This window comes from Marinobacter arenosus (genome assembly GCF_019264345.1).
GTDB classification, from domain to species: Bacteria; Pseudomonadota; Gammaproteobacteria; order Pseudomonadales; family Oleiphilaceae; genus Marinobacter; species Marinobacter arenosus.
The window spans coordinates 2,815,269-2,839,923 of record NZ_JAHVAO010000001.1; the positions used below are offsets into that span (position 1 = coordinate 2,815,269).

Genomic DNA, 24,655 nt, shown 5'->3' on the forward strand with positions numbered 1-24,655 from the left:
CATGACACTGCTTCCGGCCCTGTTCAGTCACTATCGGCGCCATCCCCTTCAGCTGCTGGCCCTGGCGCTGATGATTGTCGTGGCCACCGCCCTGTGGACCGGCGTCAGCCACCTGACCAGTCAGGCCCGGACCAGTCTCGGTCAGAGCGAACGGGCCGTGGTTGAACGGGACCAAGTGGAGCGCACGGATGGCCAGCCGATAACCGTGTCGGATTTCGTGTTACTGCGCCGGTCTGGCCACTGTGTCATGCCCTGGCTGGAAGTGGAGCGCCCCGGAGTGGCTGGCCGGGTGGTGGGGATCGATCCGCTGGCGGCCAGTTGCTTTGCCGGACCGGAGGCGCAGGACGGTGCCTGGGACCAACCCCTGGATGGCCGTCCCTTTCTCGACATCGAAGAGGCCGTTGCCCTCGCGGACGAATCCGGGAGCAGTCGGTCAACCCTCTCTCTGCTGGTGGCAGACGCCAGCGCCGACTTGCCGGCGGCCTACCGGGTGACCCCCTTCTCCCTCGGACCCGAGACCGGGGAGCTGGGCGCCAGTTTCCTGCTGAACCTCGATGCCCTTGCCGTCCTGGTGCTCCTGATTACCGCCCTGCTGTTGCGCAGCGTGTATCAGCTCGGCCTGGCCCAGCGCCGGGAAAGTTTTGCCCTGTTGCGCCGGTTCGGGGTGCCCCCGGCGGCCGTCCAGCGGGCGCTGATGCTGGAAATTGTATTGCTGGCGGCGTTGTGTGTGGTTCCGGGTGTGGCGCTGGGCAGGCTGTTGGCGGGCGCCCTGGGCGGTGGCTTTGGCCAGGCCCTGGACAACCTGTTCGATGTGCCGCTCTATGCCGGTCAGGGGGCGGGCTGGTTCAAGCCCGCACTGACCATGGTGGCGGTGGTGGCCGGCGTTTGCCTTGTGGACCAGCTCCGGCCGGCCTGGCGATCGGTGTTCACCGCCGCTGCCGGCCAACGCCCCAAGCTGGCGCTGGTGACCCTGCTGGCCGGACTGGCACTGGCTTTCGTTTCCCCCTGGCTGGGGTTGACCTTCGTCGCCATCGCCCTGGTGTTTGCCGGGACCGGCCTTCTCGCGCCTGGATTGATTGGCGGGCTGGCCCGTCACTGGGCCCGGGGGGCGGAAGACCCGCTCAGCCGCTGGCAGTGGTCAGAGCTCGGGGTGTTGGCCCGGCGGCTGGCCTTGCCACTGGTGGCGTTGCAGTTTGCCCTGGCCATGGTGCTGGCGGTTCAGGCATTGGTGACCGTGTTTGAGGCCACCTTCGACGACTGGCTCTCCCAGCGGCTGGCAGCGGCGTATTTCATCGAGGTGCCGGCCGGGGCGGACACCAAGGCCGCCGCGGACTGGTTGGCGTCGGAATCGCCAATCGCCGGCAGCGGTCAGTGGCACCGGGTGGTTCGCGGTGCTGCCACGCTACCAGCCGCGGCGTCAGCCCCGGAGCAGGCTGTGGATCTGTTCGCCCTGGCCCCGGTCAGCACCATGCTGACGGCCTGGCGCTTTCAGGCGGCAACGGACGAACCCTGGCTGCAGTTCGCCGAGGGCCGGGGGGTGATGGTCAATGAACAGCTGGCCCGGCGCCGACACCTGTCGGTCGGGGACACGCTGACAGTCATCCTGTCTGGCCAGTCGCAGACCTTACCGGTGCTGGCCATTTACCCGGATTACGGGCGTCCCGCCGGGGAGGTTCTGGTGAATGCCGAACATCTGCCGACCTCGTTTACGCCCGAATTCGAAAGCGTTTCCGTGAGTCCGGGGGCGGTCGACCTGGACCGCGTGACCTCCGGGCTGAAACGCCTCTGGCAGGTGGAGGCGCTGACGGTCCGGGATAACGCCCGGGTACGGGCCCTGGCGGATGCCGTGTTCGATCAGACGTTCCTGCTGACCCGGGCCATGACGGTCGTGACCCTGGTCCTGGCCGCCACGTCGCTGCTGATCATGGGGTGGGTGTTTTTTACCACCCGGGTCTGGTACTACCGGTTGCTGGCGGTGTGGGGGATGGGCCAGCGTGAGGTGGCCGGGCAACTGGTTCGGCTTTCCGTCACCCTGACCATGAGCATTGCCGCACTGGCCCTGCCCCTCGGTGTCTGGCTGACCTGGGCCCTGGTGCATCGCATCAATCCGCTGGCGTTTGGCTGGTCCCTGCCCATGGCCGTGTACCCGGAATTCTGGCTTGAGCTGGCCGGGCTCAGCCTGGTGATCGGGCTCAGTATCGCCGTCCTCATGCGTCGTCAGCTTATTCAGCCGGCAGCAGTGCCGGTGTCTGCCAATGCCAGGTCCGGAGGCGAGCGATGAAACCTTTACTTGCCTTTGCGATGTTGCTGCTATCCATGGCGGGCTGTTCCCGCGAGCCGGACGACGCGGGCTTCGCCGGGCTGGCGGAAACCGGCCAGGGCGAGGCGACGGTACCCTTTCTCCAACCCGGTCCGGGAGACCGCCTGTCCTTCCCGGAGGACCTCGGGCCCCACCCACAGCACCGGATCGAATGGTGGTACCTGACGGCCAACGTGGAAACCGACGGGGGTGAGCCCCTGGGCCTCCAGTGGACCCAGTTCCGCCAGGCGCTGATGCCACGGCCATCGACCCAGGACCCGCCGCCCCCGTCCCGCTGGCCGCTGCAGTCGGCCTGGATGGCCCATGGTGCCGTCAGTTGGGCTGGGCAGCACTGGTTTGCCGAGAAGCTGGCCCGGGGCGATATCGGCCATGCCGGGGCCACAGCAAGCCCGTTCGAGGTCTGGCTGGATGACTGGCAATTGACCCGTGAGGACGATCAGGTGTGGCGCCTGCAGGTACCGGCCGCGCAGTGGTCCTACGATCTGACCTTACGGCTGGATGGCGAGCCCGTGGCCCACGGCGAGCAGGGTTTCAGTGCCAAGTCGGCCAGTGGCGAGGGATCGATGTACTTCAGCCTCGTGGATATTGCGATCGAAGGCACGGTGACCATCGATGGCCGGGTTCTGTCGGTCCGTGGCCGGGGCTGGTTCGACCGGGAATGGAGCAGCCAGTTGCTGAAAACCGGGCAGCAGGGTTGGGACTGGTTTGCCCTGCATCTGGATTCCGGCGACAAGCTGATGGCCTTCCGGCTGCGGGAGGAGGATGGCGAGTTTGTCTCCGGCACCTGGATCCCGGCCGACGGGAAACCCGTGGCGCTGGCGGCCGACGATCTGGTCCTGACACCCGACAACCTGAGGGGAGATACGCCCACCCGGTGGCGGCTGCAGGTGCCCGACTACCGGGTGGATCTGGACGTGGCGGCCCCGCCCGGCGATTACCGGAACCGAGGGCAGTATCCCTACTGGGAGAGCCCGGTGAGTGTCACGGGCAGCCACTCCGGCGACGGTTACATGGAACTGACGGGGTACGGTGGGGAGTAATCCGTCTGGCTCAGTGCCGGCGGCTCCAGACTGACGAACAGGTCCTGAATGCCCTGGTGCCATTGCTGCCTGAGGGTGTCGAAGTACTCGCAGTGTTCTTCGACCTGTTCGATCAGGCAGGGCTTGAGAGCGTCCTTTTTATAAATGGCGATATCCAGCGGCATCCCCACCGACAGGTTGCTCTTCATGGTGGAATCAAAGGAGATCAACGCGCACTGGTAGGCCCGGTCCAGGGGGGTGCGGAAATTGATGACCCGATCCAGGATGGGCTTGCCATACTTGGACTCGCCAATCTGGAAGTAGGGCGTCTCTTCGGTCGCCTCGATGAAATTACCTTCCGGGTAGATGTTGAACAGGCGGGGCTCCTCGCCTCGAATCTGGCCGCCCAGGATCAGCGAGCAACTGAAATCCACGTGGCTTTGCTTGCCGTCCGGGTTGTCCCGTCGAATCACTTCGCGCATGGTCTGGCCGACGAGTTCGGCGGACTCGAACATGGAGGCCGTGTTCAGCACGTTCGCCGCATCGGTGCCGGCGCGGCGTTCCAGAAGGCTGATCACGCTCTGGCTGGTGGCGAGGTTGCCGGCGGACAACAGGACCAGTTGGCGTTCACCCGGCTGCTCGAACACGTGCATCTTGCGGAAGGTGGAAATCTGGTCAAAGCCGGCGTTGGTCCGGGAGTCCGATGCGAACACCAGCCCGTCGGCCAGGCGCATCGCTACGCAATAGGTCATGAAGCCCTCCTGATAAGGCCCTTCTTCAGCAGCGTAGTCTAATCTCAACATTCGGCCATGTGTGAGTGCTTTCTTGTCGCATTGTTGAGTTTTTTGTTACTGGCTTCCGGTGGCCTTGGTGACCCAGGCCGTGGTCTGCATGTGCTCGGTTCCGCCGCCGCTGCGAACGCCCCGGACCGGTGCCGCATCGAGGTAGTCCAGCCCCACGGCCAGCTTGATGTGGCTTTCGGCCACGTTCAGGGTGTTGACCACGTCGAAGGTGTGCCAGTTGCTGCCGATCCAGGCTTCGGCCCAGGCATGGGTGGCCACATGATCGTCGTTCGCGGAATGGATGTAACCGCTGACGTACCGGGCCGGGACGCCGATGTGGCGGCAGCACGCCAGGAAAATGTGGGTATGGTCCTGACAGACACCGGCCCCCAGGTTGAAGGCTTCGCTGGCCGAGTGGGTGACCGTGGTGGCACCCGGCATGAAGGTGATGTGTTCACGGAGATGTTTCATGAGCCGCACCAGGCTCCGCTTGTTGGCGGAGTACTGGCTGGCGAAATCCTTCAGGGCTTCGTCGGTCTCGGTCAGCGTGGTATGCCGCAGGAAGACCTGGGGCGGGAAGGGCGAGTCGTCCCGGGTCAGTGGCTTGCCGGTCAGATCGACCACGCCTTCCGCCCTCAGGACAATTTCCGGGACCGCGTCATGGAGCGTCATGATGGTCACCGGATTGCCAAACCCGTCCATCATCTGGCTGGTTTCACCCGGTGTGTGCAGGTGCCAGTCGTGGACCCGTTGCTGGGGCGTATTCCTGGGAATCAGCCGGATGTACTGGATGCTGTTCTGGACCGGGGTTTCGTAGGTGTATCGGGTTTCATGCTGAATCGTGAGTCTCATTGTTTCCACCCCATGAAGTCGTTCCGGATCTGCCCGGCAATGCCCTGGATACGCTCCAGGAAATCCACGAGATACTCATGCAGGCCCCGTTCGGCGATGTACTCCCGGTCGCCGTAGCGAATGTTGGCGTACAGGCTGGAGGCCAGTCGGCGGGAGCGCCGGGCGGTGTCACTCTCGATCTCTTCCAGCAGGCTGGCGATTTCCTGCAGGCAGCCGCGCAGCGAACGGGGAACATCGGGCTCGAGGATCAACAACTCGGCGACGTTCATTGGGTCCAGGTTGTGCCCATAGGTGTTCTGGTAGGCTTCGAACGCGGCCAGTGAGTGCAGCACCGCGGTCCATTCGAAGAACGACTGGGTAGGGTGCTCCTCCATCGCCTTCATGGCCATCACGTAACGGATGTCCAGGACCCGGGCGGTGGTGTCCGCGCGTTCGAGGAACGTGCCCAGGCGCAGGAAGTGGAAGGCATCGTTGCGCAGCAGCGTGCCGTAGGCCGCACCCCGGAACATGTGGGAACGTTCCCGGACCCAGTCGAATACCGTGCTGGCATTGGATTCGCTGACGCCACGCTGGCGCAGCTCCTTCATTTCGAACCAGGCCTGGTTGATGCTTTCCCAGACGTCTGCGGACAGGTTGCCGCGGACGTGCAGTGCGTTGTCACGGGCACTGCGAATCATGGTGTACACGCTGGCGGGGTGGCGATCATCCAGCACCAGGAAATCGATCAGGTTCTGGGGTGTGATTTCGTTGTAGTACTCAAAGAACATCTCCCGGGTGCCCGATACCAGCAGGGGGACCGAGAGCTGTTCGACCCGGTCTTCCGGTACGTCGATCAGGGCCATGGTCAGGCTGACGTCGAGCAGACGGGCCTGGCTTTCGGCCCGTTCCAGGTAACGGGCCATCCAGAACAGGCTGGAGGCGGCGCGGCTCAGCATAGGTCATCCTCCAGTACCCAGGTGTCTTTGGTGCCGCCGCCCTGGGACGAGTTCACCACCAGTGAGCCCTTCTTGAGGGCGACGCGGGTCAGTCCGCCGGGCACCATCTGGATTTTCTTGCCCGACAGTACGAACGGGCGAAGGTCCAGGTGTCGGGGCGCGATGCCCTCGTCGACAAAGGTCGGGCAGGTGGACAGGCTCAGGGTGGGCTGGGCGATGTAATCCTGGGGCCGGGCCTTGAGCAGGTCGCGGAACGTGGCAAGTTCCTTTTTGCTGGCCTTTGGACCGATCAGCATGCCGTAACCACCGGCCCCCTGGGCTTCCTTGACCACCAGCTCCGGCAGGTGGTCGAGTACGTACTGGAGATCCTTCTTCTTGCGGCACTGCCAGGTGGGCACGTTCTTCAGGATCGGTTCCTCGTCCAGGTAGAAGCGAATCATGTCGGGCACGTAGGGGTAGATGGATTTGTCGTCCCCGACGCCGGTGCCCATGGCATTGGTCAGCACCACGTTGCCGGTGCGGTAGGCGGAGTAAAGTCCGGGCACGCCCAGCATGGAGTCGGGATTGCCCGCGAGTGGGTCGAGGAAGTCGTCGTCGATGCGGCGGTAAATGACATCGACCTGCTGGGGCCCGACCGTGGTCTTCATGTACACCTTGTTCTGGTGCACGAACAGGTCGGCGCCTTCCACCAGTTCCACCCCCATTTGCCGGGCGAGGAAGGCGTGTTCGAAATAGGCGCTGTTGAATCGGCCGGGCGTCAGGACCACCACGGTCGGGTTGGGGTTCAGAGAGGCTGCCCGCAGCGTCTCACCCAGCAGATTGGGGTAGTGCTCAACGGGCGCCACCGGTGAGTGGGCGAAAAGCTCCGGGAACAGACGCATCATCATGCGGCGATTTTCGAGCATGTAGGACACGCCGCTGGGGCAGCGCAGGTTGTCCTCGAGGACGTAGAAGTCGCCGTCGTTATTACGAATCAGGTCAATCCCGGCGATGTGGCAATACAGGTTGCGCGGCAGCTTCAGCGCCTGCATGCCGGGCTGGTATTGCGGGTTGGCAAAAACCTGTTCGGCGCTGATCACGCCGGCTTTCACAATGTCGTAGTCGTGGTAGATATCGAACAGGAAGCGGTTCAGGGCCTGCACCCGCTGGCGCAGACCGCTCTGCAATTTGTGCCAGTCGCTGGCAGAGATCACCCGGGGAATGAGATCGAAAGGTATCAGCCGGTCGGCGCCCTGGTCCTCACCGTAAACGTTGAAGGTGATGCCCAGGCGCTGGAACAGCACATCCGCTTCCCGACGTTTTTCAGCAATCAGGGTTTCATCCGAGTTGATCAACCACTGCTCCAGCATTCGGCAGTGTGGTCTTACTTTGTTGTCCTGGTCGAACAGTTCGTCAAACAATCCTTGGTCCGGTGTCTGAATCAGCATGATTCCGTACATCTCCTGGGGCGGTGCCGGCGCGTATGGCACACGGTAAGGTAATCGGCAGCAAAAGGTGGGCCAGTCGTTGTCGTTTTTGGAAAACTGCCTTGAATTAAAGAAAGGAGAAGACCGGGCGTCTGTCAATTCGGGGGGGATAGAAGGACAACAGGCGGCCAGATGGCCGCCTGTTGTTGGAGAGGGGGAGCTTACTCGACGGCCGTCGCGCCAATGCGGTGAATGCTGACGTCCGCGCCGTTGAACTCCTCTTCCTCGGTCAGGCGCAGCCCCGAGATGGCGCCGATCACGCCGTATACGATGAGGCCGCCGACAAAGGCGATGGCCACGCCGGCAACGGAGCCGATGATCTGGGACATCAGGCTGACGCCGCCCAGGCCGCCGAGACTTTCCTGGCCGAAGATGCCGCAGGCAATGGCGCCCCAGACACCACAGACACCGTGCAGGGGCCAGACACCCAGTACGTCGTCCAGACGCTCAATTTTGTCCTGGGCCCATTCGAACAGGTAGACGAAGATGGCGCCGGCAATACCACCGGTTATTAACGCACCAACCGGGTGCATCAGGTCGGAACCTGCACACACAGCAACCAGGCCGGCCAGCGGTCCGTTGTGGATGAAGCCCGGGTCCTTCCGACCCAGCAGCATGGAGACCAGGATACCGCCGACCATGGCCATCAGGCTGTTCACGGCCACCAGGCCGCTGATGCCGTCCAGGGTCTGGGCGGACATGACGTTAAAACCGAACCAGCCCACGGTCAGGATCCAGGCACCCAGCGCCAGGAATGGGATGTTGGAAGGAGCAAACGCCACTACCCGACCGTTGCGGTAGCGACCGTTACGGGCACCGAGCAGGAGAACCGCGGCCAGGGCAATCCAGCCACCGACGGCGTGCACTACAACCGAGCCGGCAAAGTCGTGGAAGGATGCACCAAACTGGCTCTCAAGCCAGCCCTGGAAACCGTAATTACCGTTCCAGATCAGGCCCTCAAAGAAGGGGTAGATGAACGCGACGATCAGGCCGGATGCAATCAGCATCGGATAGAACCTGGCGCGCTCGGCGATGCCGCCGGAGACAATGGCCGGTATGGCCGCGGCGAAGGTCATCAGGAAGAAGAATTTGACCAGTTCATAGCCGTTACCGGCGGTCAGTTCGGCGGCACCGGACATGAAGTGGCTGCCGTAGGCAACGTAGTAGCCGATGAAGAAATACATGACGGCGGAGACGCCGAAGTCGGTCATGATCTTGACCAGGGCATTGACCTGGTTCTTGTGCCGCACGGTGCCCACTTCGAGGAAGGCAAAGCCGGCGTGCATGGCCAGTACCATGATGGCACCGATGAGAATGAACAGCGTGTTGGCGCTCTCGGTCAGGGTATGTACTGCACTCGTGATGTCCACGGGTTTTTCGCTCCTGATGGTGTGTTTCAGCCTCTGTCGGGCTTTGTGTGCATTGTGGGTGTGCACATAAGCAAGAGATGTTCCAAAACAATGCAAAATTAGAAGTGGTAGTCAGTTGTGAGTGCTTGGCTGGCGTTCTGGTGCGGGAAATGAATCGAAATAGCACCATTACAGTGCATAAATGGAAAGTATGCACCGTATTGGTCGGTGTTGGTGGGGTTACCAGGTGATGCTGTCGCCGGTGACCGGGCCAGACTGATCGTTATTGGTCTCTTTGGTCGCGGATTCGAAATCAATCACCGACTCTGAGGTAAGGGCCTCCGATTCGATCAGCTGTCTCAGCTCGATTTCCTGTTCCTGCAAGGGCCCGGACAGATCGATGATGATCTCGACGCGGCGATTCCTGGCCCGGTTTTCCACGGAGGAGTTTGGTACCCGGGGTTCTGTGTCGGCGAGTCCCTTGACGGCCAGTCGCGTCGGGTCGACGTCCTCGGTGGCCAGTAAGGCATTGGCAACGGCGGCGGCCCTGGCGGCTGACAGATCCCAGTTACTGTAAAAACGCGAGGTGCGGATGGGCACGTCGTCGGTGTGCCCTTCTACCGTCAGTTCCCCGGGGATGCCGGCAAGTACGTCCGCCATCTCCAGAAGGAGCCCCTCGAAATCATACGTGAGGTCCGCGGAACCGGAGGGGAATGACCCTTTTTCCTCGACCCGGATGACGATCCGGCGCTGGTCCTGGTCAACGTTGATGCGACCATCTCGGATGGCGTTCTCCAGTACCGACTTGATGCGGTCGGTGTTTTCATCCATCTCTTCCTGCATGGCGGCCTCAACGGCCTGCTCGATGGGGCTTTTGAGGGTCTGTAACTCTGGCCGTTCTTCGGTGGTGGTCTGTCGGACCTCATTGACCACCGTGGGTTCCGGCGGCGCCGGTGAAAACCTGTCGAAGATGGGGCTGGTCCCCTGGGGAATCTCCAGGGTCGGGACGTCCCGTTGCACGCCAAAGGCTTTGGACAGCTCTCCCGCGATCTGCTTGAACTTCTGGGCGTCGATTTCCGAGAACGACAGTAGAAGCACGAAGAAACACATAAGCAGGGACATCAGGTCGGCAAATGTCACCACCCAGGCGGGAATTCCCGGCTTTTCCTCTTCCGGTAACTCGTCCATGGCCTACCCGTTCGCGGTTTCTGGCTCACCGACCTTGCTGCGTTCCTTCGGTGGCAGGTAACTGGACAGCAGTTGCTCGATCACACGCGGGTTGGTCCCCTCCTGAATGGCGACCAGGGCGTCAATGTACAGGGACTGCATGCGGGCCTCTTCAGTCATCCTCAGGGACAGCTTGTCAGCGATGGGTGAGGCCACCATGGTTGCGAGCATGGCGCCATAGAGGGTGGTCAGCAGGGCAACGGCCATGGCCGGGCCGATGGATTTCGGGTCTTCCATATTGGACAGCATCTGAACCAGACCGATCAGTGTGCCGATCATGCCCATGGCCGGGCCGACATCCGCCAGGGCTGTAAACACCTTGGCGCCGGAGCGGTTGTGGTCCAGGGTCATCAGTCGCTCCTTGGTGAGCAACTGCTTGATGGTGTCACCGTTCTGGCCATCCACCAGCATCTGGACGCCCTGGGCCAGAAACGGCGAGCCGACCTCCCGGTCTTCCAGGCCCAGCACACCTTCCTTCCGGGCCACCTGTGCCACCTCCACCAGCTCGTCGATGGCAGCGCGGGTTTCCGGCAGTTTGAACTTGAAGGCCCGGGCGGCCGCACTGAACGCCCCCAGGAACTGGGCAAAGCTGAATTTGGCCAACACCACCAGCAAGCTGCCCCCGAGCACGATGAGCAGTGACGGGCCGTTCACGAACACATCCGGGGATACCCCGAGGATAACCGCAGAGGCAATAAGCACGATGGCGCCGACGAGGCCGATGAGGGTGGCGAAATCCACGTTTACTCCAGGGGCTAATACGCGATGGAAGATCGAAGCGAGAGGCTACCGTTGGTTTATTGTCCAATCAATTTGATTGTGTAAATCCGGGATCTGGTTCCTGCTGTTGGTTTTCCTGTTGTTCCTTCCACGCCGCGTAGCGGTGCAGGTCCGATTCGACCAGTTTCAGACACAGGGCGACGACACCGGCGTCGTCAAGGAAACCAAAGCCAAAGATCAGGTCGGGAATGACATCAAGCGGGTTGAGCACGTACAGCAGGGCGCCGGCGACTGCGGCGATGGTCTTCCAGGGGACACTGCGGTAGTTGCCGTACCAGTAGTCCCGGATCATCGAGAACATCAGTTTGATGTCGGCACTGAAGCGCTTGAGCCGGCCACTGCCTTTCACCTTTTCCTCGATGGCTCGCTGGCGTTCGAGCACCGTTTCCAGGTCGGCACGATGCACCTTGGCGGATTCGGCGTTCAGTTGTTCCTCGGCGTTCTTCTGGCTGAACAGGGCCATAAACGGGTGTCCTATACGCTTGCGGGGTGTCAGGTCTGTCAGGTCGTATGATCGCTCAAGCCTGCGTGTATTGCCAACCGCTCAGGATTCCCGGTGCTACCGGTAGCGTTCCCGAAGTGGTGCCGGGATCTGGGCCAGTTGTCGGGCCACCAGCGCCGCCATGGCGGCGTGGATGGGTCCGGTGTCGAGGCCGGGTTCCAGGTGCTGGAGGAGGTGGCCGGCGGCCTCGGCGGTTGCCAGGTGATGGTCCCCCGGAGCCTTGCGGATAACGTAACGGGAGGGCGGCGGTGCGGCAAAGTGATACCTCGGCAGCTCGCCGATCCGCCGGTTCAGGTGCAGGAGTTTGGCCGCCTTGCGCCAGGTGCCGTCCAGTAAAACCCAGTGATGGATGCCTTGCAGGTCGGCCTCTTCGAGGGCCTGGCTGTCTGCCCCTGGGAACAGTACCGCGGTCCCGGCCAGGGGGAAGTTGTCACCCAATCCGGCCTGGCGAAATTCTGCCGGGGTTTCCCCGACAAAGACCTGGAGCCTTGTCAGGCACTGCTCCAGGATTCTCAGGGTTCCCTTGCTCCGGCCCACTTCCGAGGGGTGCTGCAAGACGGTCAACGGGGTCTGGTTCGGCACGGCGCTGCAGTGGTCACAGACGCAGATGTTGGGGTGCAGGTGGCAGCGGCGGCATAGGTGTCTGGGCACGCGTTGGCTTACCACCAGGCCTTGCCCCACATTTCCGGGTTGGCCCAGTTGTCCGGATTGTTCCAGGCTCGCTTGTGGTTATAGGTGTCCAGATTGTAGGTATACAGGGTGAGCGTGCCGTGGTCGCCCTGCACTTCGGCATGGCGCCGGAAACCCAGGCCAATGAAATCGGTAAATGCCCAGTCCGGGGTATCGCCCACCAGCACCGCAATCTGGTGAGTGCCATAATTGCGCAGCTGGCCCAGAAGAAGGGCGCCCTCGTCGTGAGGCAGGTGTTCCAGGGTATCGGAGATCAGGGCCAGGTCCTGCACGGTGTCCAGTGGCAAGGCGGCATTGGGATCGGTGGTGTCGAGGCTGCGGACCCGGGCATCGCCCTTGTGCTGCTGCCAAATGGCGGCCACTTCGTGGGCAATGCTGCCGCAACACAGAAGTGTGTCCGGCTGGGTCGAGTCGATGATGCGCGCGAGTATTTCCCGGGGGCTGCCAGTCGTCGTCATAAAATGGGCCAGTCCGCTGCGTCCACTGTGTGTAATCCCACGGGCTGGTCGGCGTGTCCACCCCAGCGGTCCACAAAGGTGCCGAGGGGGTCGTACTGTTTCGCCTGTTTCTCCAGGTTGAACTGTCTCAGTCCGCGGGGATCAGCCCCTACGCCAGCCAGGTACTGCCAGTTGCCGTAGTTGCTGGCTACATCATAGTCGATCAGCTGCTGCTCGAACCATGCCGCGCCATAGCGCCAGTCCAGTTCCAGCTCGTTGATGAAACAGCTGGCGACCAGTTGCCGGGCCCGGTTGCTCATGTAGCCGGTCTCCCGCAGCTGATTCATCGCGGCGTTCACCAGCGGGTATTCGGTGTTGCCCTGGCACCAGGCCATGAACCGGTGTCCGTAAAAGGTGGCCGGTCGGCGCTTACGCTGAACGCCGTCGCGGCGAAACAGGTTGGCGCCGTGCTTCAGGGCGTACCAATAGAAATACTCCCGCCACAGCAGTTCAAACCAGAGCCAGTAGGTCGATTCGTTCTTTATATGACTGCGTTCGTACTCGGCAATGGTCTCGGCGACCTCCCGGACCGACAGCGTCCCGTTGGCCAGCCAGGGCGAAAACTTGGAGGACGCGTCCCAGGTGTCGAGGGCATTGCGGGTTTCCTTGTAATGGTCGATGCCATGCCTGACGAACAGGAACTGCCGAAGTTGCGCCAGTCCGGCCTCCTCGCCGCCAATAAACTGGAGTGGATGCTGGGGCTTGGCAATTGGCGGGCATTCGCCCCGGTTATCGTCAGCAAACCCCGGCGGGGGTGGCAGTGCGGTCAGGGTCCGAATCCGCAAACGTTCTGTACAGCGCTCCCCGGCTTTTTCCACCTGCTTGCGGAACTGGGAAAAGGTATCAGGGAGCTCGGGCAACGCCATGGGCAGCGAGCCCTCGGTGAACAGGCTCAGGGTTTCAAACTGCTGGAAGAGGGTGTCGGGCAGTTGTTCCTTGAGAGACTGCCACTGGCCAGCTTCCTGGGTGCCAGGTTGCCGGGAGCGCACGACCCGGGCAATGCCGTGGGCGCGCACCAGCTGAGGGATGACCGTCTCCGGTATTCCATAGGCGATGTGCAGGCGTTGGCCGAGCGGGCGCAGGCTGCGCTCCAACGCCATCAGGCTCTGCCACAGAAAGCGCCAACGGTGTTCACCCATGGCCCGGCTCTGCAGCCGTCCGGGCGAAAACCAGCGGGGATCCACCACATAGACACACAGCAGCATATCCGATCGGGAAGCCGCGAGCAGGGTCGCGTTGTCGTGTAACCGGAGATCCCGGGTGAACCAGTAGAGAGTGTGCAAGGCGTTGCGTTCCTTTTCAGTCAGCCAATGCTGAGGTGTACGTGCTTCTTCCCGCAAGAGATTATTGCCAGAGACCTACCAGACAACATACCAAAACCGATCTGGCGAATCCGCCGGGCAGGTGCTTGACTAGTGTGATCACGCGTTTCGTTTCCAATGATCAGAGCCGTTTTCAAGAGGAGTCTTCCCATGATTAAATCCCGCGCTGCGGTGGCTTTCGAGGCCAACAAACCGCTCGAAATTGTCGAAGTCGATGTGGCGCCGCCGCAGAAAGGCGAGGTTCTGGTGCGCATCGTCGCGACCGGTGTCTGTCACACCGATGCCTATACCCTGTCCGGCGCCGATCCCGAAGGCCTGTTTCCGACCATCCTCGGTCACGAGGGTGGTGGCATCGTTGAAGCGGTGGGCGAGGGGGTAACCGGCCTCGACGTGGGTGACCACGTCATCCCCCTTTACACCGCCGAGTGCGGCACGTGCAAATTCTGCACGTCCGGCAAAACCAACCTGTGTGGCGCGGTACGGGCGACCCAGGGCAAGGGTGTTATGCCCGACGGCACTTCCCGGTTTTCGTACAAGGGCCAGCCGCTGTATCACTACATGGGCTGCTCCACCTTCTCTGAGTATACCGTGCTGCCGGAAATCTCCCTGGCCAAAATCCCCAAGGAAGCCCCGCTGGATAAGGTCTGCCTGCTCGGTTGTGGTGTCACCACCGGCATCGGTGCGGTGTTGAATACTGCCAAGGTGGAGGAAGGTGCGACGGTGGCTATCTTCGGTCTCGGAGGCATTGGTCTGGCGGCCATCATCGGCGCCAGGATGGCCAGGGCGGGTCGCATCATCGGTGTCGACATCAATCCCGGCAAGTTTGACATCGCCAGACAGCTGGGCGCCACCGATGTGGTCAACCCCAACGATTACGACAAGCCAATCCAGGACGTCATCATTGAGATGACCGATGGCGGTGCCGACTACACCTTCGAGTGTGTGGGTAACGTCAAACTGATGCGGGCCGCCCTGGAGGCCTGTCACAAGGGCTGGGGTGAATCCACCATCATCGGCGTGGCCGGTGCCGGCGAGGAGATCAGCACCCGACCGTTCCAGCTGGTCACCGGCCGGGTGTGGCGCGGGTCCGCGTTTGGCGGCGTGAAAGGCCGTACCGAGCTGCCGTCCTACGTGGAAAAAGCCGAGAAGGGGGAGATCCCGCTGGATGTGTTCATCACCCACGAGATGAAGCTGGAAGACATCAACAAGGCGTTTGATCTGATGCACGAGGGGAAGAGCATTCGCTCGGTCATTCATTTCTGAGCCAGGGCCGCTGCAGGCGGGGGGCTCCCCGCCTGCAGCGCGCCTAGCGGTCGGTCAGCTTGAGTTCGATGCGCCGGTTTTTCTGGAGGGCCTCCGGCGACGTGCCCGATGCCACCGGGAAAAATTCCCCGAAACCGGCGGCCACCATGCGATTCTCCGGCACACCCTGATCGGCCAGATAACGGACCACCGCCACGGCCCGGGCGGTCGACAGCTCCCAATTGGACGGGAACTGGGGCGTGTTGATGGGAATCAGGTCGGTGTGGCCATCAATCCGGAGGATCCAGTCGATGTCTTCCGGAATGGACCCCACCACGTCCAGTAGCACCCCGGCGAGTTTGTCGAGCTCGCGTTTGCCATCCTCGCCCAACTGCGCCGAACCCGAGGCAAACAGCAACTCCGAGGGCAACAGGAAACGGTCACCGACCACCCGGATGTTTTCGTTGTCCGCCAGGATGTCCCGCAGCCGTGAGAAGAACTCCGACTGGTACTGTTCCAGCTGGTTGACCCGCTCGGCCAGCAAGGTATTCAGGCGGCGGCTGACCTCCTCCAGCTCGCCTTCTTTCTCTGCGGTTTCCTGCTCCTGAAGCTTCAGGGCGGCAGTGATCTGTTTCAGTTGCGCCTGCAGCGACGCGATCTGGTTGGACAGCCGCATAATCATGGCCTGCTGGCTGGCCGACAGTTCATCCTTCTCCGACACCTCGTCATTGAGGTTCGCCAGTCGCTCCGACTGAGCCTCGGCGGTGGCCGTCTGCTGCATCAGCTGGTTGCGGGTGAGTTCCAGCCGTTGCTGCAGGTCGTCGCTGCGCTCCTGGCTGGCGCTGATCTGCTTTTCCAGGGCTTCGGACCGGCTTTTTTCCAGGCCCAGCAGCTGGGAAATCTCGTTCAGACGCTGGTTCAGACGGGCCAGTTCGGTGTTGCGGTCCGACAGGGTCTGGGACAGGTAGAGCTGGCTGACGACATAGATCAGCAGCATGAAGATGACCAGCATCAGCAGCGCTGACAGGGCATCCACGTAGCCGGGCCACACATTGGTGGTGGTGCGGGCCCTGCGTTTTGATCCGATCATGACTGCAGGTCGTCTTCGCCAGCGATGTCCACCAGAGTGGTGACACCGGTGAGCCACTCCTCGAGTCCGTCATAGAAGCGGTTCTGGGCATGCCCGGCCTGGATGTCCAGGAAGCCGAGAATCAGGGAGCCGCCCAGACCGAGCAGCGACGAGCTGAAGGCCGTGCCCATGCCCTGAAGGGGCGTCAGCAGGCCGGACTGAAGATCGGCAAACACTGTACCGAAATCGCCCTGGCCCATATCGAGATTGGCAATGACATCTCCCACCGCGTTGATGGTGCCGAGCAGCCCCCAGAAGGTGCCCAGCAGCCCGAGGAAAATCAGCAGGCTGATGAAATATCGGGTGATTTCCCGTTGCTCGTCCATTCGCGAGTGAATGCCGTCGAGCACGGTGCGCAGGGCCAGGGTGGAGAGCTTGAACCGGTCGCGCTTCGACTCCTCGCCGAGCTGGCGTGCCAGGGGCTTGAGCAGGCGAGGCTCCTGCAGGACGGAGAGCCCGGAATGCCCGGTGCGGAACTGGGAGATCCAGCGCAACTCCGGGAATAGCACGAAAACCTGGCGGTAGGTCAGGCCGATCCCGACGATCAGCACCCCGACAATCAACAGGTTGAAGACCCAGTTCGCCATGAACGCGGTCGCCAGTGGTTTGTGGATCAGAGCGCCGACGACCACAACCACGGCCAGAAAAAGCGTCATCCAGAAAAGAGTGTGCTTTGGATTGCTCATGAGCATCGCCAGTCTTTGATGGAAGTATCAGGAAAACATAGCACAGCCCGGGCGCAGTGAAATGACGGTGTGGTCAGATCGCGCCCGGCGATTGGTTGTTGATTGATCGATTTAATTTATATAAGGTGAACGCATTAACAATAAAGAAAACAGGTCTTGCTATGTTTGGACAAACGCTCGCCGGCAACACTGTATTCAATGGCGCCCATCCGGAAGAGGTGTCCGGCTTTGTGAATGACCACATCGGGCATCACCGTCTGGAACTGAAAGGCCAAAGCACGGCGGCGGCCAGCCTCAGTTTCCGTGAATTTGCCGGGTTCGGGCTTTCCCGGATCAGTTACGGCAATCCGGTCCGGGTCAAGAGCCCGGAGCTGGATTCGATCTACCATTTTCAGATCGTTACCCGGGGAGAATGCGTGTGGCATCAGTCCGGAGAGCGGCTTCGGCTGCGCGCTGGCGAGGCGATGATGGTCAACCCCTATGAAAAGATTGACCTGGAGTATTCGGCGGATTGCGAAAAGCTGATCATCAAGGTGCCGGAGCCGGTTCTGGAATCGGCCCGGTCCGCACGACCGGTCAGGCATGGGGGAGAGAAAGTCCGCTTTGAGCGGACGCCGGTGGATCTGACGTTGTGTCCCACGTTGGCAAATATCCTGAGTGCGGTCTTCTGTGAGCTGGAGGAGGGTGGGGACGAAGAGGTCGGCCTGGTCTCCCTGCCGTACCGGGAAATCATTCTGAAGAAGCTGTTGAAGGTGTTTCCGAGCAACTGTGCCAGTGATGACAGCCAGCCGGCTTTTTCGCCCGCGGTGTGCCGGATGGTTCGCTACATCGACCAGAACCTGAAGCGCAACATCGATGTTGAGGAATTGTCCGCGATTTCCAACATGAGCGTCCGGTCCATCTACAACGCCTTCTCAAAGGGCTTTGCCACCACCCCGAAATGCTATGTCAAACAGCGGAAACTGCGGCAGTTAAGAGAGGACCTGCTGGCGGGCCAGTGCCGTAACGTAACGGAGGTTGCCCTGGATTACGGTTTCAGCCACCTTGGACGGTTCTCGTCCGATTACCGGAAAATGTTCGGGGAGCTGCCTTCGGAGACCCTGCGCATGGCCGGTTAATTCCCGCCCTGCTCGGTTTTCTGGTGCCCGCAGATCTGCCGGGTGACCTTGCTGGCGCAGTTTCTGACCTGCTCAAACAGTTCCGAGCCTTCGCTGATGTCGGTGTCCCGCTCGAGGCCGAGCAGGGTAATGACGGTGACGATGGAACCGTTGAGGTCGTGAACCGGCATGCTCAGTACGTTGATCTCTGGCAGGTAGTCACTGAAAAACGCACAGTAGCCAGACTTCCTGACGGCTTCGAGGTGGGCCCCCAGCTGTTCCCGCGGGATGTCCTTGCCCTTGTGCTTCGGCAGTGTGGCCGACTGCTTGTAGAACCGGTCGATGATCTGTCGCCGGCGTTCGTCCGGAAGGCTGGCCAGATAGATCCGGCCGGCGGCGGAATTCAGGGTCGACAGTTCTGCGCCCAGACGCACGTTGACCGAGATCGGCTGACTCGAGTCCAGCCACTTGATGACCAGCGGGCCGGATCCATTCCAGACCGTGACCGATACGGTCTTGTCGGTGTCCTCGTTGAGCTGGTCCACGGCCTCGTAGGACAGCTGGATCGGATTGATCCGGCGCAGCGCCGAAATCCCGAGGGTCAGGCTGGAGTTGCCAAGCGTGTACTGGGTCTGGTTGACCTGATTTATGTAGCCTTCGCGCAACAGACTGACCAGGTATTTGTGGGCCCGGCTGGGTGAGAGATCCAGTGCGCCGGACAATTCCTTCAGCGTCGGTGGTCGGGACGCGCTGGCAATGTAATTCAGGATGTGCAGACCAATCTCGAGAGATCCTATTCCCTGCCGCTTGGGGCTTTCATCTGTCATGTAGGCGGTCGCTATGAAGTGTTTGATCGTTCCGGACGCGGATCGGACACAGGTGCCGGGAAGACGGTCGGCGCCTGTGTCCGCGTGCGGTAAGGGTACCAATTCTGAGTGCTCAGTTCAGAACGAGTATTTCGCCATTACCTCAACCTGCTGACCTTCGGGGATCAGTGGGCCGAAAGCCAGATTGTACTTGCGCCACTCTACCCCAACTTCCAGCTCCGGAATAATGTTATGGATCAGGTTGACGCGCGGTGACTCGTAGTCGGTGTCCGCCTGATCATCCACCTCAACCATGGTGTACGCCACATTGGCGCGCCACTGGTCGTTGAGGACGAACCGGAAGCCGGCGTTGAAGCCGGTCTGGCTGACCGCATCACCATTCTCCACATCGGTGGCCAGGGAACCGCCGACACCGACGCCGGTAAAGGCGCCCAGTCCGTCACCATGGTGGGCGTTGAGGGTCAGGCTGTGGCGCCCCAGTTTGATCTCGGAACCGATGGCACCGCCGCCGACAAAATCGCCGTTGGCCACTTCCCGGCCGCTGGCGGTCAGGATCAGCCGGTGGCCGCCGTCGAAGTTCAGGTTGTAGTTGATGGCCAGGTCCGGCACGTCCGCGTCGTTGTTGACGGGGTCCTGGGCCGTGATCCGGAAACCGCTGAACTGGTAGCTGGCCAGGGTGGTGCGGAAGTTAAGACCACCCAGCGTACCGCGAGGCCCGCCCAGGAAATCCAGGTAATCGTTGTAGGCGACGGCCCAGAACTGGCCGGTCCAGGTCTGGCCGACGGTGGCATCGTCCACCTTGATAAAGGCGTGACGCAGTCTGAGGTCGTTGTTCTCGCCCGGATAGAGCCCACCGTAAAAATCGCCCTCCACAAACCCCACGATGGTGTGGCCCTGTTTCTGGGTGACGGTCTTGAGGTTGATGCGGCTCTGGTTGGCGCGACCGAAGAAACGGGATTCACCCTGTTCGGGGTCCTCGTAAATGCCTTCCGCTTTCAGGTAGCCACCGATGCTGACGCTGGTGTCGTTGTAGGTGCCGAGATCAAAGGCGTAGGTTGGCGTTGCGCTGAGGGTTGAGGCAACCGCCAGCGCCATGAGTGATTTCTGATAGTTCATTTGCCTTCTCCTTGTTGTTTGGCAAGTGAACTATCGGCGATTCAGTGAGGCTCAAATATCCCGAAAATGAACATCGTTATCCGTATTTTGTACATTTAGACGCTGAGCGCGGTTTCGACCGCTTCCAGGTTCCGGTCCAGCTCTTCGGAGCTGCCGTCAAAGTGAACCTTTCCTTTCACAACAACGACATGGCGGTCGCAGAGCTTTTTCAGGGCCTTGATGTTCTTGTCCACGATCAGGGTCGAAATGCCGGATTCCCGGATGGTGGCGATGACGTTCCAGATGTCCTGGCGGATCAGTGGGGCCAGGCCCTCGGTGGCCTCGTCCAGAATCATCAGCCGGGGGTTGGTCACCAGGGCGCGACCGATGGCCAGCATCTGTTGCTCGCCCCCCGACAGCTCCGTGCCGAGGTTCGATAACCGTTCCTGGAGGCGGGGAAAGGTCGCCATGACCCGGTCGAAATCCCAGCCGGATTTGCCGTTGCTGTCCGGGCGGGCGGCCATCTGCAGGTGTTCCTTGACCGTCAGGTTATGAAACATGCCCCGGCCTTCCGGGACATAGGCTATGTCCCGGCGCATCCGTTTCCAGGTGGGCAGATGGCTGATGTCCTGGCCGTCGAAACAGACCTGGCCGCTGCGCGGCCCGACGATGCCCAGGATCGATTTCAGGGTCGTGGTCTTGCCCATGCCGTTGCGCCCCATCAGGCTCATGGACTGCCCTTTATCAAGCCGGAACGACAGGTCGTGCAGGATGTGGCTGCGACCGTAGAGCGTGTTGAGGTTCTTCACTTCCAGAAGGCTGTTGCTCATGCCGCTTCCTCCTCCTCTTCCTTCCCGAGATAGGCCTCTTTGACCTGGGGCTCGTTGCGCACCTGGTCCACGGTGCCGGTGATCAGATGGGTGCCGTTATCGAGTACGGTCAGCTGGTCGGACAGCTCGAAAATGGCGTCCATATCGTGTTCAACCAGCACAATGCTGTAGGTCTTCTTGAGTTCGTTCAGCAGCTCGATGATGCGCAGGGATTCCTCGTGGCCCATGCCCGCCATCGGCTCGTCCAGGAGCAGGATGCAGGGATCGGTTGCCAGCACCATCGCGAGTTCGAGTTGTCGCTGTTCTCCGTAGGAGATTTCAGCGGCAATCGTGTGGATGCGGCGATCAAGGCCCACCTGGCAGAGCGCCTTTTCCGCGGCTTCCCGGACCAGTTTGTTGGCATGGCGCGAGGCAAACAGGTTGAAACTGCCGGTGAAACGGCGCTGGGCTGCGACCGCACAGTTTTCCAGACAGGTAACCTCGGCATAGATATTGGTTTTCTGGAAGCTGCGGCCGATGCCCCGACGCACGAACTTCCAGGGTTTCATGCCGTCGATCCGTTCACCTTTGTGGAAAATGCAGCCACTTGTAGGGTTCAGGGTCCCACACAGCATGTTCAGCAAGGTGCTTTTGCCGGCCCCGTTGGGGCCCACCACGCCGTGCAGTTCCCGGTCCCGGAACTGCAACGAGATGTTATCGAGTGCCTTGATGCCGCCCCAGTGTTTGCTGAGGGATTCGGTTTCCAGAATGATGTCGTTGGCCATGATTATTTCTCCAGCAGTTTTTCAAGATAACCGGCCAGGCCTTTGCGCAGGAGCAGGACCATGAGGATGATGGCGCCGCCCATAAGCAGCATCCAGTCCTCGCTCATGTGCTCGAAAAGGTACTGCAGACCCTCGTAGGTGATGGCGCCCAGAATGGCTCCATAGATAGTGCCGAGGCCGCCGAGGATGGACATCACCAGGGCGGTACCGGACATTTCCCAGGTCATGAATTGCGGATTCACGTAGCCGTACTGCAGGGCAAACAGCAGACCGGCGTAAGCCGCGAGAGTGCTGCCGATGACGTAGCTGATCAGGCGGAACGCAAAGATGTTGTAGCCAAGGGCCTCGGTACGCTCCGGGTTCAGTCGGCTGGCTTCCACGATGCGGCCAAAGCGCGAACGCAGGATGATCTTGATGGCCAGCAACGTCACCAGGACGGCCAGCAGCGCCAGGTAATAGAAGTGCGAGGGGTTGTCCAGGTTCAGGAAGCTCAGGCCAAAAATGCTGGTCTCCGGCTTCATGAAAATGAACAGGCCGTCGTTGCCACCGAACTCCAGGGAATCGAAGAAGAAGTAATAGGCCATCTGGGAGATCGCCAGGGTGATCATGATGAAGTAGATACCCGACGTCCGCAGAACCACAACCCCGACGACCAGTGCCGTCAGCGCGCTGACGGCCAGGATGTACAGTGCGTAGATCCAGAAATTTACGGCTTCATACTCCGGCGTGAGGATCACGAACAGGTAGCCGCCCAGGCCATAGAACAGCGCGTGCCCCAGGGTAACCAGGCCAACCCGCCCCACCAGAAAATCCAGTGACATGACGAACACGGCCAGAATCAGAACGGTGGTGGCTTTGCCCACGAAGAAGGAATTGTCCTCCAGGAACAGGGGAAGACACAGGGCGATGACAAAGAAGATCGCCAGGACGATGCGCTCGGTGCGTTTCTCGAAAATCATGTTCGGCTCCCGCTTACTTGGCGAACAGGCCCTGGGGCTTCACCAGCAGCACCAGGATCATGAAGATGTAGATGATCATGTTGGACAGGGTGGGCATCAGTACCGCGGCGAAGGTGCTGATAATGCCGACCATCAGAGCTCCCACGAAGGCGCCCTTGATGGAGCCCATGCCACCGATCACCACCACCACGAAGCAGGTGATCAGCACGCTCTCGCCCATGCCGGGAACGATGGAACGCATGGGGGCGGCAATGATGCCCGACACCGCCGCCAGCATGACGCCGATGGCGAACACGATGGTGTAGAGGCTTTTGATGTTGACGCCCAGGGCCTCGACCATCTCCCGGTTGGACTCACCGGCACGGATCAGCATGCCCAGGCGGGTTTTGCTCACGACGAAATAAAGCGCGGCGGCAATGCCAATGCAGACCAGGGCCGCGAAGATGCGGTACACCGGGTAACTGGAATTGTCGGTGAAGGGCACCGAGCCGCTCAGGGTCTCGGGCACGGCAACGCCGTACGGATCGTTGCCCCAGAGAATGCTCTGCAGGGAGTTGAAGACAAAGATCATGCCGATGGTCAGCAATACCTGGTCCAGGTGATTGCGGTTATAGAGCCGCTGGATCAACACCCTTTCGATCAATATGCCCAGACCGAGCGCGATGGCTGCCGAGAGAAGGGCGGATGCGGTGAAGCTGCCGGTCACGGCAACGAAGTACCACACCAGGTAGGCGCCCACCATGTACATGGAACCATGGGCCAGGTTGAGAATTCCCATCACGCCGAAGACCAGGGTCAGGCCGGAGGCGATCAGAAACAGGAGCAACCCATACTGGATACCATTAATGAGTTGCACGAAGAAAAGTTCGGTAGACATAACGATACCCAACGGTTGTACGGATAAGTCAGTTCAGGGGGGAGGGAAACTCCCGGCGGCTGCCGGGAGTCATCGGAACCCTTGCTCAGATCCTGCAGCCGCGGGCCGGATCTTCCAGCGCCTGGGCGGCAACGGTCTGCACCACGTTCACGCCATCTTTCACTTCCCGGAGGTAGATGTTCTGGATCGGGTTGTGAGCCTTGGAGAAGGTGAATGCACCGCGCGGGCTGTTGATGGTCAGTTTCTCCATGGTGCTGATCACCGCCTGCTTGTCGGAGATGTCGCCGCCCAGCTGGTCGATGGTGTCGGCGATGGCCTGACCGGCGTCGTAGCCCTGCACGGCGTAGATGTCGGGGTAGTGGCCGTATTCGGTGTTGAAGGCTTCACGGAATTCGTGGTTCTCGGGAATGTCGAGCTGCTCCGCGTAGTGCAGGCCCGTCATGATGCCCTCGGCGGCAGGGCCCTGGGCCTCCAGAGTGCCTTCGGTCAGGAAGCCGGAACCCAGCAGCGGGATCTTGCCGCGCAGGCCCATGGCGTCGTAATCCTTGGCGAACTTGATGGCTCCACCGCCGGCGAAGAAGGTGAACACGGCGTCGGGTTGCTCGTCGGCGATGTCACTGACGTGGGACTGGAAGTTGGTGGATGGGAAGGGCAGCAGCACCTTCTCGACAATTTCACCACCACCGGCCTCAAAGGATTCGGCGAAGGCATCCAGGCTCTCGCGGCCCATGCCGTAGTTCCAGCTGATGGCGTAGACCTTTTTATAGCCCTTATCGAGAGCGACCTTGCCCATGGGGTAGGACGGCTGCCAGGACGAGAAGGAGGTCCGGAACACGTTGGGCGAACACAGGGGGCCGGTTGCGGCGGCCGAACCCGCGTTGGGGATGATCATGATGGTGTCCTTGCCGCGCAGCATCTTGATCATGCCCATGGCAACACCGGAGTGAACCGGACCGATCACGAAGTCCGCTTTGTGCTGGTTGAGCAGCGAGGAGGCCAGTTCCGGGGCCCTTGAGGGCTTGGCCTCAGTATCCAGCTCAACGAACTCGATTTCGGCACCGTGCAACTGGTCGACACGTTGTTTCAGGGCCAGCCTGAGGCCGTCCCGACCGGCCTCACCCAGCTGGGCGTAGATGCCGCTGAACGGCAGCATGACACCGATTTTCACCGGGTCGCCGGCAGCCGCCGGGGCAGAGGTAGAAAGCCCGGCGGCCAGGGTGGTTGCCAAGGCAGTGCTGGCAAGGGTTTTAATGGGGTTCATGTGCTCACCTCAATTTTGTTGTTGTGGGTTCTGTCATTAGAGGCGGGAAGGGGCTTAAGAAATATCCGTTTTCTGCACAGGCGTGTCCGGTGGTTGCAGAGCCGGGATGGAAGCGATGGATTTCAGTGGATTGGGGCACAAAAAAGC

At 61.3% G+C, this 24,655-nt stretch carries 24 protein-coding genes; 4 read left to right on the forward strand and 20 right to left on the reverse strand.

Annotated elements, in window-relative coordinates:
* Position 1 precedes the first annotated feature (1 nt).
* Together KXD86_RS12840 and KXD86_RS12845 are read left to right on the forward strand one after the other, a co-directional pair.
* Positions 2 to 2,281 carry an FtsX-like permease family protein gene (locus KXD86_RS12840; RefSeq protein WP_218636397.1) on the forward strand — a complete coding sequence of 760 codons (2,280 nt, stop codon included), beginning with the start codon at positions 2 to 4 and terminating at the stop codon, positions 2,279 to 2,281.
* A complete protein-coding gene (locus KXD86_RS12845; protein ID WP_218636398.1) occupies positions 2,278 to 3,360 on the forward strand; it encodes a lipocalin-like domain-containing protein in 1,083 nt (360 codons plus the stop codon). The genes KXD86_RS12840 and KXD86_RS12845 overlap by 4 nt, the downstream gene beginning before the upstream one ends.
* Here KXD86_RS12845 and KXD86_RS12850 read toward each other — a convergent pair.
* The 11 genes from KXD86_RS12850 to KXD86_RS12900 all read right to left on the reverse strand — a co-directional run bounded on the left by KXD86_RS12850 (position 3,327) and on the right by KXD86_RS12900 (position 13,702).
* Complete coding sequence (locus KXD86_RS12850) at positions 3,327 to 4,091, reverse strand: proteasome-type protease (RefSeq protein WP_218636399.1); 765 nt, start codon at positions 4,089 to 4,091, stop codon at positions 3,327 to 3,329. The two genes, KXD86_RS12845 and KXD86_RS12850, sit on opposite strands and share 34 nt — an antisense overlap.
* A 96-nt stretch (positions 4,092 to 4,187) precedes the next feature.
* Positions 4,188 to 4,973, reverse strand: a complete 786-nt coding sequence (locus KXD86_RS12855; protein WP_218636400.1) for a transglutaminase family protein — start codon at positions 4,971 to 4,973, stop codon at positions 4,188 to 4,190.
* A complete protein-coding gene (locus KXD86_RS12860) occupies positions 4,970 to 5,908 on the reverse strand; it encodes an alpha-E domain-containing protein (RefSeq protein ID WP_218636401.1) in 939 nt (312 codons plus the stop codon). Before KXD86_RS12860 ends, KXD86_RS12855 begins: the two co-directional genes overlap by 4 nt.
* Positions 5,902 to 7,335, reverse strand: a complete 1,434-nt coding sequence (locus KXD86_RS12865; RefSeq protein ID WP_218636402.1) for a circularly permuted type 2 ATP-grasp protein — start codon at positions 7,333 to 7,335, stop codon at positions 5,902 to 5,904. Before KXD86_RS12865 ends, KXD86_RS12860 begins: the two co-directional genes overlap by 7 nt.
* Before the next feature lie 200 nt (positions 7,336 to 7,535).
* Positions 7,536 to 8,744 carry an ammonium transporter gene (locus tag KXD86_RS12870; protein ID WP_218636403.1) on the reverse strand — a complete coding sequence of 403 codons (1,209 nt, stop codon included), beginning with the start codon at positions 8,742 to 8,744 and terminating at the stop codon, positions 7,536 to 7,538.
* Positions 8,745 to 8,963: 219 nt separating this feature from the next.
* Positions 8,964 to 9,911: a flagellar motor protein MotB gene (locus KXD86_RS12875; RefSeq protein WP_218636404.1), complete on the reverse strand. Its 948-nt coding sequence runs from the start codon at positions 9,909 to 9,911 to the stop codon at positions 8,964 to 8,966.
* A gap of 3 nt (positions 9,912 to 9,914) precedes the next feature.
* Positions 9,915 to 10,691: a MotA/TolQ/ExbB proton channel family protein gene (locus tag KXD86_RS12880; RefSeq protein WP_218636405.1), complete on the reverse strand. Its 777-nt coding sequence runs from the start codon at positions 10,689 to 10,691 to the stop codon at positions 9,915 to 9,917.
* Between the two features lie 67 nt (positions 10,692 to 10,758).
* Positions 10,759 to 11,193 carry a YkvA family protein gene (locus KXD86_RS12885; RefSeq protein ID WP_218636406.1) on the reverse strand — a complete coding sequence of 145 codons (435 nt, stop codon included), beginning with the start codon at positions 11,191 to 11,193 and terminating at the stop codon, positions 10,759 to 10,761.
* Positions 11,194 to 11,289: 96 nt separating this feature from the next.
* Positions 11,290 to 11,883, reverse strand: a complete 594-nt coding sequence (locus KXD86_RS12890; protein ID WP_218636407.1) for a tRNA-uridine aminocarboxypropyltransferase — start codon at positions 11,881 to 11,883, stop codon at positions 11,290 to 11,292.
* Between the two features lie 8 nt (positions 11,884 to 11,891).
* Positions 11,892 to 12,380 (reverse strand): DUF6231 family protein, encoded by a 489-nt coding sequence (locus KXD86_RS12895; RefSeq protein ID WP_218636408.1) that lies wholly within the window; start codon positions 12,378 to 12,380, stop codon positions 11,892 to 11,894.
* Entirely contained in the window at positions 12,377 to 13,702 is a 1,326-nt protein-coding gene (locus KXD86_RS12900) for a DASH family cryptochrome (RefSeq protein ID WP_218636409.1), read from the reverse strand. The genes KXD86_RS12895 and KXD86_RS12900 overlap by 4 nt, the downstream gene beginning before the upstream one ends.
* Before the next feature lie 189 nt (positions 13,703 to 13,891).
* On the opposite strand from KXD86_RS12900, the gene KXD86_RS12905 reads away from it, so the two are divergent.
* Positions 13,892 to 15,004: an S-(hydroxymethyl)glutathione dehydrogenase/class III alcohol dehydrogenase gene (locus KXD86_RS12905; protein ID WP_218636410.1), complete on the forward strand. Its 1,113-nt coding sequence runs from the start codon at positions 13,892 to 13,894 to the stop codon at positions 15,002 to 15,004.
* 43 nt (positions 15,005 to 15,047) lie between these two features.
* Here KXD86_RS12905 and KXD86_RS12910 read toward each other — a convergent pair whose 3' ends face one another.
* Both KXD86_RS12910 and KXD86_RS12915 read right to left on the reverse strand, forming a co-directional pair.
* Positions 15,048 to 16,073 carry a peptidoglycan -binding protein gene (locus tag KXD86_RS12910; protein WP_218636411.1) on the reverse strand — a complete coding sequence of 342 codons (1,026 nt, stop codon included), beginning with the start codon at positions 16,071 to 16,073 and terminating at the stop codon, positions 15,048 to 15,050.
* Complete coding sequence (locus KXD86_RS12915) at positions 16,070 to 16,798, reverse strand: MotA/TolQ/ExbB proton channel family protein (RefSeq protein ID WP_218636412.1); 729 nt, start codon at positions 16,796 to 16,798, stop codon at positions 16,070 to 16,072. The genes KXD86_RS12910 and KXD86_RS12915 overlap by 4 nt, the downstream gene beginning before the upstream one ends.
* A 161-nt stretch (positions 16,799 to 16,959) precedes the next feature.
* On the opposite strand from KXD86_RS12915, the gene KXD86_RS12920 reads away from it, so the two are divergent.
* Positions 16,960 to 17,916, forward strand: a complete 957-nt coding sequence (locus KXD86_RS12920; protein WP_218636413.1) for an AraC family transcriptional regulator — start codon at positions 16,960 to 16,962, stop codon at positions 17,914 to 17,916.
* On the opposite strand, the gene KXD86_RS12925 is transcribed toward KXD86_RS12920, so the two are convergent.
* The 7 genes from KXD86_RS12925 to KXD86_RS12955 all read right to left on the reverse strand — a co-directional run bounded on the left by KXD86_RS12925 (position 17,913) and on the right by KXD86_RS12955 (position 24,508).
* Positions 17,913 to 18,722 (reverse strand): IclR family transcriptional regulator, encoded by an 810-nt coding sequence (locus KXD86_RS12925; RefSeq protein WP_218636414.1) that lies wholly within the window; start codon positions 18,720 to 18,722, stop codon positions 17,913 to 17,915. The two genes, KXD86_RS12920 and KXD86_RS12925, sit on opposite strands and share 4 nt — an antisense overlap.
* 117 nt (positions 18,723 to 18,839) lie before the next feature.
* On the reverse strand, positions 18,840 to 19,838 hold the full coding sequence (locus KXD86_RS12930) for a porin (RefSeq protein ID WP_218636415.1): 999 nt from the start codon (positions 19,836 to 19,838) through the stop codon (positions 18,840 to 18,842).
* Between the two features lie 95 nt (positions 19,839 to 19,933).
* Positions 19,934 to 20,647: an ABC transporter ATP-binding protein gene (locus KXD86_RS12935; protein ID WP_218636416.1), complete on the reverse strand. Its 714-nt coding sequence runs from the start codon at positions 20,645 to 20,647 to the stop codon at positions 19,934 to 19,936.
* Positions 20,644 to 21,411, reverse strand: coding sequence for an ABC transporter ATP-binding protein (locus KXD86_RS12940; protein ID WP_218636417.1), 768 nt, complete (start codon positions 21,409 to 21,411; stop codon positions 20,644 to 20,646). The genes KXD86_RS12935 and KXD86_RS12940 overlap by 4 nt, the downstream gene beginning before the upstream one ends.
* Positions 21,412 to 21,413: 2 nt before the next feature.
* The gene (locus tag KXD86_RS12945; RefSeq protein WP_218636418.1) at positions 21,414 to 22,370 is read right to left on the reverse strand and encodes a branched-chain amino acid ABC transporter permease; all 957 of its coding nucleotides are present in this window, start codon (positions 22,368 to 22,370) and stop codon (positions 21,414 to 21,416) included.
* A gap of 13 nt (positions 22,371 to 22,383) precedes the next feature.
* Complete coding sequence (locus KXD86_RS12950) at positions 22,384 to 23,247, reverse strand: branched-chain amino acid ABC transporter permease (protein ID WP_218636419.1); 864 nt, start codon at positions 23,245 to 23,247, stop codon at positions 22,384 to 22,386.
* A gap of 85 nt (positions 23,248 to 23,332) precedes the next feature.
* Positions 23,333 to 24,508 (reverse strand): ABC transporter substrate-binding protein, encoded by a 1,176-nt coding sequence (locus tag KXD86_RS12955; protein WP_218636420.1) that lies wholly within the window; start codon positions 24,506 to 24,508, stop codon positions 23,333 to 23,335.
* Positions 24,509 to 24,655: the final 147 nt, after the last annotated feature.

Coding starts and splice junctions, on each gene's coding strand:
- KXD86_RS12840 (WP_218636397.1), top strand. CDS start 2: ATGACACTGCTTCCGGCCCTGTTCAGTCACTATCGGCGCCATCCCCTT.
- KXD86_RS12845 (WP_218636398.1), top strand. CDS start 2,278: ATGAAACCTTTACTTGCCTTTGCGATGTTGCTGCTATCCATGGCGGGC.
- KXD86_RS12850 (WP_218636399.1), bottom strand. CDS start 4,091: ATGACCTATTGCGTAGCGATGCGCCTGGCCGACGGGCTGGTGTTCGCA.
- KXD86_RS12855 (WP_218636400.1), bottom strand. CDS start 4,973: ATGAGACTCACGATTCAGCATGAAACCCGATACACCTACGAAACCCCG.
- KXD86_RS12860 (WP_218636401.1), bottom strand. CDS start 5,908: ATGCTGAGCCGCGCCGCCTCCAGCCTGTTCTGGATGGCCCGTTACCTG.
- KXD86_RS12865 (WP_218636402.1), bottom strand. CDS start 7,335: ATGCTGATTCAGACACCGGACCAAGGATTGTTTGACGAACTGTTCGAC.
- KXD86_RS12875 (WP_218636404.1), bottom strand. CDS start 9,911: ATGGACGAGTTACCGGAAGAGGAAAAGCCGGGAATTCCCGCCTGGGTG.
- KXD86_RS12885 (WP_218636406.1), bottom strand. CDS start 11,193: ATGGCCCTGTTCAGCCAGAAGAACGCCGAGGAACAACTGAACGCCGAA.
- KXD86_RS12895 (WP_218636408.1), bottom strand. CDS start 12,380: ATGACGACGACTGGCAGCCCCCGGGAAATACTCGCGCGCATCATCGAC.
- KXD86_RS12905 (WP_218636410.1), top strand. CDS start 13,892: ATGATTAAATCCCGCGCTGCGGTGGCTTTCGAGGCCAACAAACCGCTC.
- KXD86_RS12910 (WP_218636411.1), bottom strand. CDS start 16,073: ATGATCGGATCAAAACGCAGGGCCCGCACCACCACCAATGTGTGGCCC.
- KXD86_RS12915 (WP_218636412.1), bottom strand. CDS start 16,798: ATGAGCAATCCAAAGCACACTCTTTTCTGGATGACGCTTTTTCTGGCC.
- KXD86_RS12920 (WP_218636413.1), top strand. CDS start 16,960: ATGTTTGGACAAACGCTCGCCGGCAACACTGTATTCAATGGCGCCCAT.
- KXD86_RS12925 (WP_218636414.1), bottom strand. CDS start 18,722: ATGACAGATGAAAGCCCCAAGCGGCAGGGAATAGGATCTCTCGAGATT.
- KXD86_RS12930 (WP_218636415.1), bottom strand. CDS start 19,838: ATGAACTATCAGAAATCACTCATGGCGCTGGCGGTTGCCTCAACCCTC.
- KXD86_RS12935 (WP_218636416.1), bottom strand. CDS start 20,647: ATGAGCAACAGCCTTCTGGAAGTGAAGAACCTCAACACGCTCTACGGT.
- KXD86_RS12940 (WP_218636417.1), bottom strand. CDS start 21,411: ATGGCCAACGACATCATTCTGGAAACCGAATCCCTCAGCAAACACTGG.
- KXD86_RS12945 (WP_218636418.1), bottom strand. CDS start 22,370: ATGATTTTCGAGAAACGCACCGAGCGCATCGTCCTGGCGATCTTCTTT.
- KXD86_RS12950 (WP_218636419.1), bottom strand. CDS start 23,247: ATGTCTACCGAACTTTTCTTCGTGCAACTCATTAATGGTATCCAGTAT.
- KXD86_RS12955 (WP_218636420.1), bottom strand. CDS start 24,508: ATGAACCCCATTAAAACCCTTGCCAGCACTGCCTTGGCAACCACCCTG.